General features: G+C 31.6%; 11 protein-coding genes. 7 read left to right on the top strand and 4 right to left on the bottom strand.

The features are described from left to right. The first annotated feature begins 35 nt into the window (after positions 1-35). The 3 genes from FHR24_RS12770 (at position 36) to FHR24_RS12760 (ending at position 2,102) form a co-directional block, all read left to right on the top strand. The gene (locus tag FHR24_RS12770; RefSeq protein WP_167189474.1) at positions 36-374 is read left to right on the top strand and encodes a P-II family nitrogen regulator; all 339 of its coding nucleotides are present in this window, start codon (positions 36-38) and stop codon (positions 372-374) included. 128 nt (positions 375-502) lie between these two features. Beyond that, a complete protein-coding gene (locus tag FHR24_RS12765; protein ID WP_167189471.1) occupies positions 503-841 on the top strand; it encodes a P-II family nitrogen regulator in 339 nt (112 codons plus the stop codon). Between the two features lie 4 nt (positions 842-845). Then, positions 846-2,102 carry an ammonium transporter gene (locus tag FHR24_RS12760; protein ID WP_167189468.1) on the top strand — a complete coding sequence of 419 codons (1,257 nt, stop codon included), beginning with the start codon at positions 846-848 and terminating at the stop codon, positions 2,100-2,102. Between the two features lie 78 nt (positions 2,103-2,180). On the opposite strand, the gene FHR24_RS12755 is transcribed toward FHR24_RS12760, so the two are convergent. Further along, positions 2,181-4,271, bottom strand: coding sequence for a S9 family peptidase (locus tag FHR24_RS12755; protein WP_167189789.1), 2,091 nt, complete (start codon positions 4,269-4,271; stop codon positions 2,181-2,183). 149 nt (positions 4,272-4,420) lie between these two features. Here FHR24_RS12755 and FHR24_RS12750 point away from each other — a divergent pair, with 149 nt between their 5' ends. The 4 genes from FHR24_RS12750 to FHR24_RS12735 all read left to right on the top strand — a co-directional run bounded on the left by FHR24_RS12750 (position 4,421) and on the right by FHR24_RS12735 (position 7,840). Continuing rightward, a complete protein-coding gene (locus FHR24_RS12750) occupies positions 4,421-4,726 on the top strand; it encodes a YbaB/EbfC family nucleoid-associated protein (protein WP_167189465.1) in 306 nt (101 codons plus the stop codon). Between the two features lie 445 nt (positions 4,727-5,171). Next, entirely contained in the window at positions 5,172-6,572 is a 1,401-nt protein-coding gene (locus FHR24_RS12745) for a type III PLP-dependent enzyme domain-containing protein (protein WP_167189462.1), read from the top strand. Then, positions 6,562-7,494: an arginase family protein gene (locus tag FHR24_RS12740; protein ID WP_167189459.1), complete on the top strand. Its 933-nt coding sequence runs from the start codon at positions 6,562-6,564 to the stop codon at positions 7,492-7,494. The genes FHR24_RS12745 and FHR24_RS12740 overlap by 11 nt, the downstream gene beginning before the upstream one ends. A gap of 31 nt (positions 7,495-7,525) precedes the next feature. Beyond that, a complete protein-coding gene (locus FHR24_RS12735; protein WP_167189456.1) occupies positions 7,526-7,840 on the top strand; it encodes a hypothetical protein in 315 nt (104 codons plus the stop codon). Between the two features lie 52 nt (positions 7,841-7,892). Here FHR24_RS12735 and folE read toward each other — a convergent pair whose 3' ends face one another. From folE to FHR24_RS12720, 3 genes are all read right to left on the bottom strand, one after another. Further along, entirely contained in the window at positions 7,893-8,558 is a 666-nt protein-coding gene (folE, locus tag FHR24_RS12730) for a GTP cyclohydrolase I FolE (protein WP_208412353.1), read from the bottom strand. A gap of 53 nt (positions 8,559-8,611) precedes the next feature. Beyond that, the gene (gene hisS, locus FHR24_RS12725) at positions 8,612-9,982 is read right to left on the bottom strand and encodes a histidine--tRNA ligase (RefSeq protein WP_167189453.1); all 1,371 of its coding nucleotides are present in this window, start codon (positions 9,980-9,982) and stop codon (positions 8,612-8,614) included. A gap of 137 nt (positions 9,983-10,119) precedes the next feature. Next, a complete protein-coding gene (locus FHR24_RS12720; RefSeq protein ID WP_167189450.1) occupies positions 10,120-14,400 on the bottom strand; it encodes a hypothetical protein in 4,281 nt (1,426 codons plus the stop codon). Between the last annotated feature and the right edge of the window lie 31 nt (positions 14,401-14,431).

The following is a 14,431-nucleotide window of genomic DNA, read 5'->3' as shown; positions in this document are numbered from 1 at the left end:
AAAGTTGTATCTTTAAATTATAAAATAGTATCAAAATGAAAAAAATAGAAGCAATTATAAGAAAATCTAAATTTTCTGAAGTTAAAGAAGCATTACACCTTATAGGGGTAAACTTTTTCTCTTATTGGGATGTTACCGCCTTAGGTAACGAAAGAGTTGGTAAAGTATATAGAGGTATTTCATTTAGTACTGCAGATATACAAAGAAGATTTTTATCCATTATTGTTAATGATGATTTTGAAGAGGCTGCCATAAGCGCTATTTTAAAATCAGGAGCTACAGGAGAAGTAGGTGATGGTAAAATTTTTGTGTACGATGTTAACGAAACCTACCGTATTAGAACAGGAGAAAAAGGTGGAGAAACCTTAAGATAAGTATATACTTAAAATAGATTTCTTAAAAATACGTAGTGAATTAAAACTCACTACGTATTTTTTTTGTTACTAAAAAGGCTATTCAATTCATATCTCTTATATTTGCCATTGATTATAAAACAAACACAATGAAAAAAATCGAAGCAATCATCAGAAAATCTAAATTTTCTGAAGTAAAAAAAGCTTTACATGATGTAGGAGTCAACTTTTTCTCTTACTGGGATGTTACAGCCTTAGGTAATGAAAGAGTTGGTAAAGTATATAGAGGTATTTCCTTTAGCACTGCAGACATACAAAGACGTTTCTTATCTATTATTGTAAACGATGATTACGAACAAGTAGCCATTGATGCTATTTTAAAATCAGGATCTACAGGAGAAGTAGGTGATGGTAAAATTTTTGTGTACGACGTTAAAGAAACATACCGTATTAGAACTGGGGAAAAAGGAGGAGAAACTTTAAGATAAAACTATGGAAACTACATTAAACTTTACAATTAACAACGTGTGGATGATGATATCAATTGCATTGGTATTTATTATGCACTTAGGTTTTTCTGCTTTAGAAGTAGGATTGGCTAGATCTAAAAATGCAATTAATATTTTATTTAAAAACTTTATGATAGTGGCTATTGGGTTAATTACCTACACTATTTGTGGTTTTAACTTAATGTATCCTGGTTTTGAAGAAACTTCATCTGGAATTTTTGGTTTTGCAGGATGGGGACTTTCTTTACCTGAAGGTGGATTAACTGCTGCGTATGCAGATGGATATACATACTGGACAGATTTCTTATTTCAAGGAATGTTTGCTGCAACTGCTGCAACTATTGTTTCGGGAGCTGTAGCTGAAAGAATTAAATTAAATTCATTTTTAATATTTTCTTTAATCTATGTAGGTGTTGTTTACCCGATTGTAGGTTCTTGGAAATGGGGAGGTGGATTTTTAGACCAAATGGGATTTTATGATTTTGCAGGATCTAGCTTAGTACACTCTGTAGGTGGATGGGCTGCTGTAGTAGCTGTTATTTTACTAGGACCACGTATTGGTAAATATTTATCTGACGGAACTATTAAGCCTATTGAAGGACACAATATGCCGTTAGCTGCTTTAGGAGTTTTCTTATTATGGTTTGGATGGTTTGGTTTTAATGGTGGTTCTGTATTATCTGCAGATCCTGGAATTGTATCGCTTGTATTGGTAACTACATCTTTAGCTGCCGCTTCTGGTATTATTGCTGCTTTTATAACCTCTTATATTAAATTTAAAACTTATGATATTACCATGGCCTTTAACGGTTCTTTAGCCGGATTGGTAGGAATTACTGCAGGTGCAGACTTAATGTCTCCTTTAGATGCTATTATTATAGGATTTATAGCGGGTGTAATTATTGTATTTGCTGTAGGAATTATTGATAGATTAAAATTAGATGATCCTGTGGGAGCTATTGGTGTACATTTAATTTGTGGAATATTTGGTACGTTAGCTGTAGGTATCTGGGGAGATAAAGGAGTATTTAACACAGGTTCTTTTAGTCAATTAGGTATACAAGCTTATGGAGTAATGGTAATTGGTATTACATGTTTAATCACTTCTTTTATTATTCTTTTTACTATTAAAAAGACCATAGGTTTACGTGTTAGTGAAAAAGAAGAAGTTGAAGGATTAGATATTCATGAACATGGTATGAATGCTTATGAAGGAATTAACTTAAATGATAATGACTAAAATCATTCTTATATAAAACAAAAAAACCGAGCTAATAAGCTCGGTTTTTTTATGTTTAAATTTTATTCTATTTGTGGATTATTTTATCATCCCTTCTAAATCAAACAAAAAGCTATATTCTTTTGCTACTTCTTTTAAAGCATCAAACCTACCAGATGCTCCACCATGCCCTGCTTCCATGTTTGTATCTAAATATAATTTGTTTGTATCTGTTTTTAACTCTCTTAATTTTGCTACATATTTTGCAGGCTCCCAATATTGTACCTGAGAATCGTGCAGTCCCGTAGTTACTAACATATTTGGATATTCTTTAGCTTCTATATTATCGTAAGGTGAGTAAGATTTAATATAATCGTAGTATTCTTTTTCGTTTGGATTTCCCCATTCATCATATTCCCCTGTGGTTAAAGGAATACTCTCATCTAACATAGTTGTAACAACATCTACAAAAGGAACTGCAGATATAATTCCGTTAAACAATTCAGGATTCATATTGGCTACGGCTCCCATTAACAATCCTCCTGCCGAACCTCCCATTGCATATAAATGATCTGAAGAAGTCATTTTACTATCTATTAAATGTTGTGCACAATCTACAAAATCGTTAAACGTATTGTTTTTTGTTAAGAGCTTTCCATCTTCATACCAAGGTCTTCCTAAATATTCTGATCCCCTAATATGTGCCAATGCAAAAACAAACCCTCTATCTAACAAACTTAACCTTGTAGTGCTAAAGCTATCCTCTACTGTATGCCCATAAGATCCGTAAGCGTACATTAATACGGGTGTGTTTTCATCAACCTTTGTGTCTTTTCTGTGTACAATAGACAAGGCAACTTTTTTACCATCTCTTGCTTGTACCCAAATACGCTGACTTGTATAGTTCTTTTTATCAAACTTACCTCCTAGCACTTCTTGTTCTTTTAAAAGAATTTCTTTTTGAGACACCATATTAAAGTCGATAACAGAACTTGGTGTAGTCATAGAATTATACCCGTAACGTACCCAATCTGTATCAAATTCTGGATTGCTATACACGTAACAAGAATACGTTTCTTCTGAAAAAGGCAAATAATAATCCTGTGATCCATCCCAACGTATAATTCTTATTTTTCCTAATCCTTCTGCTCTTTCTTCTAAAACTAAAAAGTCTTTAAAAATAGTAGCATCTTCTAACAAAACATCTGCTCTATGAGGAATTACATCTACCCAATTTTCTTTTGATGTTGCCGCTACCGGAGTTTTCATCAATTTAAAATTAGTAGCACCGTCTTTATTTGTTAAAATATAGAAATACTCACCATAATGCATTACACTGTATTCCAAATCGTTTTCTCTTGTTTGAAATATTTGAAATTCACTATTGGGCTTGTCTGCTTCTATAAATTGATATTCTGTTTGTAAAGTACTATAAGAACCAATTACAATGTATTTTTTAGATTTAGTTCTACCAACATATACATTGTAAGTTTCATCCTTTTCATGATACACCAAAACATCATCTACAGTTGCACTTCCTAAAATATGTCTGTACACTTTATCACTTCTTAAAGTAACTTGATCTTTTTTATTGTAAAACAACGTTTTATTATCGTTTGCCCAAGTTGCAGAACCAGTGGTAAACTCAATAGTGTCTTTTAACAGCTCTCCTGTTTCTAAATTTTTAAAACGTAACGTGTATTGTCTTCTTCCTGTATCATCTGTACTATAAATTAACAACTGATTGTTATTACTAATAGACAAACCACCTACATCAAAATACTCATACCCTTCTGCCAATACGTTAACATCTAATAAAACTTCTTCATCAGCTTCTAAAGATCCTTTTTTACGTGTATAAATAGGGTATTGGTTTCCAATTTCGTAACGCGTAATGTAGTAATAACCATTTTTATAGTAAGGTACAGAACTATCGTCTTCTTTTATTCTACCTTTCATTTCTTGAAATAAATCTTCTTGAAATTCTAAAGTATGTTTGGTTTCTTCTTCATAAAAAGTATTTTCTTCACTTAAATACGTCAATACTTTTTGCGTTTTTTCTGATGGAATTTCTGCATTCTTCTCTTCATCAGACAATCGTAACCAATAATAATTATCAACTCTAACATCGTTATGTTTTTCTAATTCTGTAGGAATTTTATCTGCAATTGGAGCCTCTATCACCTTCATTTTTTGACATTTAATTAAGACCGTAAAAGTAATAAATCCTACTAGGATTGGTACATTTCTTTTTAGAATGTTTAACATGATATTAAATCTATTTTTGTGAAGATATTGATAATCTTTTTACCTTGCTATAAATTTTAAAAACACTAATTATGTTTGGAGACATGTCTAAAATGATGGGACAATTACAAGAGGCTCAAAAACACGTAGAAGAAGCTAAAATGCGTTTAAATACTGTTTTAATTGATGGAACCTCTGGTGGAGGATTGGTAAATGTAACCGTAACTGCTAACCGAGAAATTAAAAAAATTGATATTAATGAAAATGTATTAGAAGATAAAGAGGCTGTAGAAGATTACTTAATTTTAGCTTTAAACGATGCATTAAAAAAAGCAGAAAAAATTAATGAACAAGAAATGGCCATAGCAGCAAAAAAAGGAATGCCTTTTGGACTTTAAAAAATCAGTTTAAAATACCTTATAAAAAAACCGACACAGAATACAAAAAAAAATGCAATAAACAAAAACATAAAACACTACATAACAACAACTTAAAACAACAAAACAGGATCATTGTTTTTTTTTCACTTTTTTTAAAAAAAACTTTTTCAGTTCAAAAAAAAAATTACTTTTGCCCTATATAGAATTGTAAAAATGTATCAGTTTTTATTTTTCGGTTATGTAAGCACGAAGATATTAAGCCTACATAATATGACGGTTAGTTATAACGAAATAAAAAAGTTTTCTTCAAAATTTTTCCTTTTTGTAAATAATCCTTTTAAAGTTTTAAGGTTAAGATACGTGTACCTAGTTATTAGGGTGTAATACCATTACTTATTTTTCATTTTAGTAGATACTCTCCTAGGGAGGCATATCTTTCATTAATCAATTAAAAAATAAAATAATGCGTAATAAATACATAGATTTAATCAACCAAACTTTTTACTTTCCACAAGAGGAATTCAAACTAACAGACAATAACGAACTAACGTTTCATGATATTGATATAGCTGCATTAATAGAAGAGCATGGAACCCCATTAAAGGTAACTTACTTGCCTAAAATTTCTAAGAACATTCAAAAATCTAAAAAATGGTTTGCCAATGCTTTTGAAAAATACAACTATAAAGGAAAATATTTTTATTCTTATTGTACAAAAAGCTCTCACTTTAAACATGTTTTAGACGAAGCTTTGTCTAATAATATACACATAGAAACCTCATCTGCTTTTGACATAAATATTGTAAACTCTTTATTAGACTCTGGCAAAATTAACAAAGACACTTTTGTAATTTGTAACGGATTTAAAAGAGAACAATATATTAACAACATTGCAGAATTAATCAATAAAAAACACAAAAACTGTATTCCTATTATAGATAATTATGAAGAATTATCTTTATTAGAAGAACAAGTTGAGGAGTGTTTAAACGTTGGAATTAGAATTGCATCTGAGGAAGAACCTAAGTTTGAATTTTATACTTCAAGACTAGGAATAGGTTATAAAAACATTGTTCCTTTTTATAAAAGACAAATAGAAGACAACCCTAATGTTAACTTAAAAATGTTGCACTTTTTTATCAATACAGGTATTAAAGACAATGCATATTATTGGAACGAATTACACAAATGTTTAAAAGTTTATGTATCGTTAAAAAAGATTTGCCCTACGTTAGATTCTTTAAACATTGGAGGTGGTTTTCCTATAAAATCTTCTTTAGGTTTTGAGTATGATTACGAATATATGATTGACGAAATTGTAAACCAAATAAATACAGTATGCTCAGAAGCTGACGTAGAAGTTCCTAATATTTTTACAGAGTTTGGAAGCTTTACTGTAGGAGAAAGTGGAGCTAACTTTTACAAAGTTTTATATCAAAAACAACAAAACGATAGAGAGCTTTGGAACATGATAGATTCTTCGTTTATTACCACACTTCCTGATTCTTGGGCTATCAATAAACGTTTTATTATGTTGCCTATAAACAGATGGAATGAAGGTTACGAAAGAGTCCTTTTAGGTGGACTTACTTGTGATAGTGATGATTATTACAACAGTGAACAACACAGTAACGCAATCTATTTACCTACCTACCACCCAGAAAAGCCTTTGTATTTAGGATTTTTTAACACCGGTGCATATCAAGAATCTATCGGAGGTTTTGGAGGTTTACAACACTGTTTAATTCCACAACCCAAACAATTAATTTTAAATAGAGACAAAGACGGAAAATTAACAACTACCGTTTTTAGAGAAAAACAAACACATCAAGAATTTTTAAAAATATTAGGTTATGAAAACTAACTACGCTAGCATTTCTAATGAATATGCAAAAAAAGAGACATCTAAAGTAGTGGTAATTCCCGTTCCTTATAAAGGAACAAACACTTGGCAACAAAATAGTCATAAAGGGCCTCAAGCCTTTTTAGAAGCTTCTAATTATATAGAATTATATGATATAGAAACTGACTCTGAAGCCTATAAGCAAGGTATATTTTTAGCCGATGAAGTAGCAGAAAATAATAGTGCAGAAGCGATGTCTTTAGCAGTATATGAAAATGTAAAAAGCTATTTAAAAACCAACAAATTTGTATCTCTAATTGGAGGAGATCATGCCGTAGTAATTGGAGCTATTAAAGCTTTTAATGAGCATTATGAAAACCTAACCGTTTTACAAATAGATGCACATGCACGTTTGCACAAAGAAGTAAATGGAAACAAAGTTAACAACCAATGTGCCATGTACCATGCTAGTCAAGCAACTAACTTAATTCAGGTTGGAGTTAGAAGTATGGCTAGTATAGAAAAAACAGTAGTAGATACTGATAAAACATACTTTGCTAACGAACTAGCTACCGATGATTATTGGATGGAAAATGCCATAGAAGCGATGACAGAAAATGTGGTTATTTCTTTAAGTTTAGACGGATTAGATCCTTCTATTATGCCTGGAGTAGACAAACCCGTACCTGGTGGTTTATTTTGGTACGAAATTTTAGAGTTTTTAAAAAGTGTTTTTACGGAGAAAAATGTAGTCGGAATTAATTTAGTAGGATTGTCTCCTTTAAGTACCGATAAATCATCAGAAGCCCTAGCTGCCAAGTTGTTTTATAAAATGTTAAGCTACAAGTACGAATTAGAAAAAGAAGACAATTTAGAAATTAGCGAAAATACTTTTTCAAAAAACGAAAATAAGGTAGGTAAATTTAATAACGAAGAAGAATAACATAATACCCTTATAAATAAACATAGTAATTATGAAAAGAATTATTATAGATCACACAAAAGTAACGGATGAAATTTTAAACATTATATTAGAAGATTACCCTGATGGATATACTGATAGAGATGTTTTAAAATTTAAAAACCATAAAGGTGAACAAATTGAAGCTTTAGAAATTAAACTAAAGGATGATATTTATTTAGTAAAAGTGGGAACAAAATTAGACAAAGCTATTGATGATTTTGCAGAAGAAGACAACTCTGATGATGATACTACTGATGAAGAAAAAGACATTGATGTAGATGATGAGGATATTATTTCTGAGGACGACGATTCTGATGAAAACTAAAAAAAGCCTAGCATTAATGCTAGGCTTTTTTTTTACTATAAAACGATATTTCTTAAAATTTAGTTTCTAATTTAATGTAGTCTCTAAACTCTTTTTGTTTGTCTATGTTTTTAAAAGCACCTCCAAATTCTGCAGTTACTGTAGAGCTTTCAATATCTTTTACACCTCTAGAGTTTACACATAAATGTTTTGCATCAATAATACAAGCAACATCATCTGTTCCTAAAGCTTCTTGTAAAGCTTTTACAACCTGTCTGGTTAAACGTTCTTGTACCTGTGGTCTCTTGGCAAAATGATCTACAATTCTGTTCATTTTAGACAAACCTACAACTCTACCTTTAGAAATGTATGCTACATGAGCTCTACCTATAATAGGTAATAAATGATGTTCGCAAGTAGAATAAACAACTATGTTTTTTTCTACCAACATTTCATTATACCTATAGTTATTTTCAAAAGTGGATAACCTGGGTTTGTTTTGTGGGTTTAATCCACCAAATAATTCTTTAACATATGCTTTAGCAACCCGCCTAGGTGTTCCTTTTAAACTATCATCTGTTAAATCTAATCCTAAAGTTTGCATAATTTCAAGAACATTTTCTTGAATTTTTTCAATCTTTTCTTCATCTGACAACACAAAAGCATCCTCACGTAATGGTGTACGTGTTACATCTCCAATGTGGTTATCACCAATATCATCTATTTCTTCGTAGTTCATTATGTCAATTTCTTGGGACATATTTATAAAATTATAAGATGCAAATTTACGAATTAATTCATTACCTGTAGCAATTCATCCAATTTATACATCAATTGTTCTCCTGATTCCATATTTTTCAAGGTATATGTACCTTCTTTCATTTCTTTTTCTCCAACTAAAACAACATATGGTATGCTTCTTCTGTTTGCATACATCATTTGTTTTTTCATTTTTGCTGCACTAGGATACAATTCTGATTTAATTCCTTGCTGTCTTAGTTTAGCTATTGCTTTGGTCGCATATAATGCCTCATCATTACCAAAATTGATAAATAAAATTTCTGGTCTTGGTGGTGCTACCTCATCAAACAATCCTAACTCTTCTAAAACCAAATAAATTCTATCCAATCCAAAAGAAATTCCTACACCACTCATATCTTTTAAACCAAAGATCCCCGTTAAATCATCATAACGTCCACCTCCACCAATGGAGCCCATTTTTACCCCTTCTGGTGCAGCAACTTCAAAAATTGCTCCTGTGTAGTAGTTCAATCCTCTAGCCAAAGTTACATCTAATGTTAAACTTGCTGTTTGTAACCCTATCGATTCTATGTTATCAATAATAAATCTTAACTCTTCTACTCCTTTAGTTCCTTCCTCAGAAGCGACTAACATTTCTTGTAGTTGATTTAATTTTTCTTGATTGGTTCCTGTAAAATCAAACAAAGGAGCTACTTTTTCTAATGCTTCTTCAGAAATTCCTTTAGCAATCATTTCTTTAGTAACTCCGTCTTTTCCTATTTTATCTAATTTATCTAAAGCCACTGTAAAGTCTATCAACTTATCACTTGCTCCAATAATTTCTGCAATTCCAGATAAAATTTTACGGTTATTCATTTTAATAGCAACTCCGTTTAACCCTAATTTAGAAAAAACAGTGTCGTATAACTGAATAAAGTCTACTTCTTGCCATAAAGAGTCACTCCCTACTACATCAGCATCACATTGATAAAACTCTCTAAATCTACCTTTTTGAGGACGATCTGCTCTCCATACGGGTTGAATTTGATATCTTTTAAAAGGGAATTCTATTTCATTTTGATGCTGTACAACATAACGTGCAAAAGGCACTGTTAAATCATAACGCAAAGCTTTTTCAGATATAACTGTTGTTAACTTTTGACTTTCTTTGTTTGTTAGTAAAGTTGCATCAGCCTTACTTAAATAATCTCCTGAATTTAATATTTTAAATATCAAACGATCTCCTTCTTCTCCATACTTCCCCATTAAGGTTTGTAAGTTCTCAAAAGAGGGGGTTTCTATAGATTGAAATCCAAATGTTTGAAATACAGATTTAATGGTTGCAAAAATATAATCTCTTTTTGCTACTTCTACTGGTGAAAAATCTCTAGTCCCTTTAGGAATACTTGGTTTCTGTGCCATACAGGTGCTTATTTTTTGAAACCACAAATATAAAGAAACTATGTGCTAATTAACACATAATTAAACAGCTATTTATAGATCCAAAAAAAGCATCTGTAAGTTCTACAGATGCTTTTTACAATGCTTTTAAATGTTTATTACAACATGATTTTTTTTATTAAAACTCCTTCTTTGGTATTTATTTTTAAAATAAGAATATCAGAACCTATATTGGCACAATTAATTGTGTTTGTATTTGCTGTTTTAGCTACTTTACCTGAATAATCTATAATATTTAATGATGTTATTTGATATTCATCTGAAGTTACAGTAATTAACTTGTTATTTATCTCTACGGTAAGTTTATTCTTATCTAGTCCTTTATTAGACAAAGCTTTATCCTCCTTAAAAGTTAAAGAAAATCTATCTTCATAAACACCTGAATTCAACGTTTTTTTAATTACGTTACCTGTTAAAGATTCTTGTGTTTCTTCTATATTATCATTTAAATAGATTTCATCAATTCCCTCTACATCATCTATCATAAATGACACTTCATTGTCCTCATCTAAAACAATCTTAATTGGAATTTCAGTTTCTTCTGAAATCGCTCCTACACCTGCTAAAATGTATTTTTTTCCTCCAGATTCTATATAAGCATCTTTTCCTTTTTCATCAAACAATGCAGCATCGTAGCCAAAATCAAAAGTCTCTATGCTATTTCCTTCTTTAAAACTAACTCCTACTTGTCTATGATAAAATTGATCATTCACTTCCATTTCTACCCCTAAACGGACAGACGGTAAAATATCTCTATTTTTTTCTAAAGTCTGTAGTTCGGATTGTTTAAAAAATACGGATGAATCTCCTAAAAGAGAAGAAACTCTTTGTGAATTATTAAACTCAACAGTAGCCGACCCAGAGTTTACATTTTCTTCTATAGACACAAAGAAACCCTGACCAACAGGTATATTTGTTTCTGGTTTTAGTATTCCAGAAACTATATTCTGAATAAGCCCTAGAACAGAAGCCGCAACTCCTCCTCCATTTAACGTATACACAGCATAACCTCCATCATAATCTTCTGTAAAATGACTTGGACTTGTTGTCTGATCTTCATAAAAATACAAAGCATCTACATTTTGATTTGTCTTTAAAAAGATATCTGAATTAATAGCACTAGGGTATGGATTTCCTAATAAAGCTACCGAATTTTCGGCCACCGTAAATGTATACTTTCCAGAATTTGGTATTCCTTTAGAAATGTAGGTCTGAGCAGTTGTTCCTGGTTCTTTAATTGTAAATCCTAATCCGGTTGCAACATTACTTGTTGGTGTTTGATTCACAAAACCTAAATCATCACTAGGAAAGGTATTGAACCATTCCTGACTTAAGGTCGTTGAACTAGCTCCTTGGCTACCATCACTACTTACAGCATCAAAAACAAAATCTTTACCATCATTCGTTAAACTTAACGCATTGTCTCCTCTACCATCTTTTACATTTGTTTTAAAATTATAAGTAGTCCCATTACTTGTTGATGGACTTATGTAAGAGAATGAATATACATCTTTTGCTGGCGTAGTAAACTGACTGTAAAATCCGCTTCCTGTGTTAGGATTGGTGGTTATCAATCCGTTTGGATCTTGTACCAATTGAGCCGTACCAAGCATTTTTAACTTTCCACTACTATTTAATGTTATTTCTTTTGCAACAGTTAATGTTCTTGCTGTGTTAATTGCTAAAACAGCACTGTTGGCTACATTAATAGAGTTAACCTCAACATTAGCATCTATAGCAACACTACCATTAAGTACTCTTAAATCATAACAATCATCACTTGTATTAGGCTCACTAGTTCCTGATCTAGAAATTAATGGATGATACCATGTACCACCATCATACACAATTGTGTTAGCTGATTGAAGTGTAAAATAATCTCCATCTGCAAAATCTACTCCAATGGCACTAATTTGTCCATCTAACAAAACCATTGGAATTTCTTGAGTAGGTGAACTAAAATCTGCATTATTATCTATAATTAAAACATAGTTCACACAGGTATTAGGAACTTCATTAGTAATGTTTAATTCTTCGGCCGTAAAACTTATATTTACTTTACCTACACTTCCTCCAGTTTCATCTACTCTCCATTTGGTCGTTAATCTTTCTGCATAGTTTGCAGAAGCTACAACTTCAAAATCAAAACTTGAATTGATTTGATCACATGCCCATAACATATATTCTCCATTGTCTAAATTTGATGGATTGTTTATTCTTACAGGTCCTGTTCCTTTAGAATCTTTGTGGTAATTTGTCAGTGTTTCTTGACCTATTCCTGCCAAGTGATGGTCAAAAGTTCCTGAGTTATTATCGTAACTATACTTATCATTAGCACTTAATATAATGTTATATTTTGCACTTAAATAATTTCTTAAAATAGTTCTTTGTGTGGTATTTATATTATTATTAAACATTAAAACTTCCGCTAAATTTAGCCCTAATCTTACACCATCCCCTCTATTGACTCCTAATTTTAATTTGCTAAACGTTGCCATTACATCAGAACTGGACAAAGCTGTACCTGTCTGTTGTGCTCCTCCGTTTATGTACGTATCTAAGGTATTGCTTGCTTTTCTACTAAAACCTAGAATATTGTTAGACTCTGTAAAAGAATAATTTCCCAAGCTTATGTTTCCATCCTCTGCTGTTCTTATATAAAAATTAGAATCGCTCATATGAGAAATTTGAAATGAACCTGCATTACTTCCTGATGCATTTGAAAAAAGTGATGCATTGTTTTGTAGTGCTTCATTCTTCTTCCATACAAAATACATATCATAAGAAGTATCAGTCAAATCATTAATATCAAAAGTCATTTCATCATTATTACCATCAAATGTAAGCACATCGTAATTATTCATTTGATTGGTTCCAAAATCTGGATTTGTAACACCTGAATTTAATGAGTAAGTAGCAGCTCCATTATGTAAATACCCCGACTGATCTGTCCATGACGTGATTTCATTCCCAGAAGTTGTAACTCCGGCATCTGGTCTCATCCACATATACATAGCCTCTCCATCTACAGAACCAATCCCTCCTGGTCCTTCATACCCTTCTACTCCAGTAACCTCAACATAACCTCCACCTCCAGAAGTTCCAAAATAATAAGGACTCATGTCATTATTTCCAATGGTTATATAATCATTGTCTGACAGAGATACATTGTTAAAAACAGCAATTCCCGTAGTAGAGTTATAACTAGCAGCCGAATAAACGGTTGTTCCTGTAGTAAAATCTGTATCAGAATTTACCAATAATTTTAAGCTAGAACTTGTAAAATTTGCTTTGTTTGGTGAAAAACTCAAGTCCATAGTTACTGTATTGGTAATTATATCTCCTTTTTCGCTAACTCGCCATAATCTTTTCATTCTATTCCTTACCTCAGCAGGAATATTTGCTTCTTCATCTACATTAGTGGATGTATTGTTATGTCCAACTATTAAAAATTCGTTATTTGCCAAACCTGTTGGTGAATTTAATCCTAAAATACTCAAACCTTCTGTAGTTGCATGTGTACTACCATCTGAAGCACGACCAATTCCTATAACATCAAAGTCAAAATTTCCGTTAGACGAATCATCTTCATTATAAAAATCGTTAGAAATAGAAATTCCGTACTTGGCACTCAAATAATTACTTACAATAATTCTTTCTGCTAAGTTTAACGTGTATTTAAAATGGATTACCTCAGCAACATTTGCTGCTAGATGTTTAGATGTGCTTCCTGAATAATTAACCCCAATTCTAAATTGAGTTCCTAAATCATATGCTGTACTAGAGTCTAGACTATGATTAGACATCACTGACTGCTCATTTCTGTAAACATCCATAGTGTGGTTAGAATTTCTAATCACATTAAAAATAGTAGGGTTATTGTAATTAGAATGAGATTCTATGGAAGTATTTCCTTGTCCATAATACCAAATGTCACCACCATACATATCAAAATTAAAAGCTCCTCCTGAGTTTAAATCTCCCGACATAGAGTAAATAGCCGATTCACTATTAGGACTTGATGTTTCAATATCCCAAACAATAAATAAGGTATGGGTTGTATCATCTAAATCTGTAAACGTTGAAGAGTTTAACTCATCACCATAATTGTAATAACTGTAATAACTATTGCTATTATACCCATCAAAATCTATGATTGGCATATTGTTATATGCACTAGAACTAGTCACATAAGCGGGTCTTTGTCTTGAGCTTGGGGCATACACATCTTTACCATTTCCTGATTGATCTGCCCATTGACTAACTCCTGAAGATTGAGTTACACCTGCATCTGCTTTTAACCACAAATACATAGAAGATCCATTAATTTCTCCAACTCCACCAGGTCCTTTTTGTGCAAAAAGACCAACTGATAGCATACAACATACTATTATTAGTTTGACTTTACCT

Origin of the sequence: Wenyingzhuangia heitensis (assembly GCF_011762155.1) — a bacterium.
GTDB lineage: Bacteria > Bacteroidota > Bacteroidia > Flavobacteriales > Flavobacteriaceae > Wenyingzhuangia > Wenyingzhuangia heitensis.
Note: the sequence above shows the minus strand (reverse complement) of the source record. Positions and strands in the feature narration are given on the sequence as shown.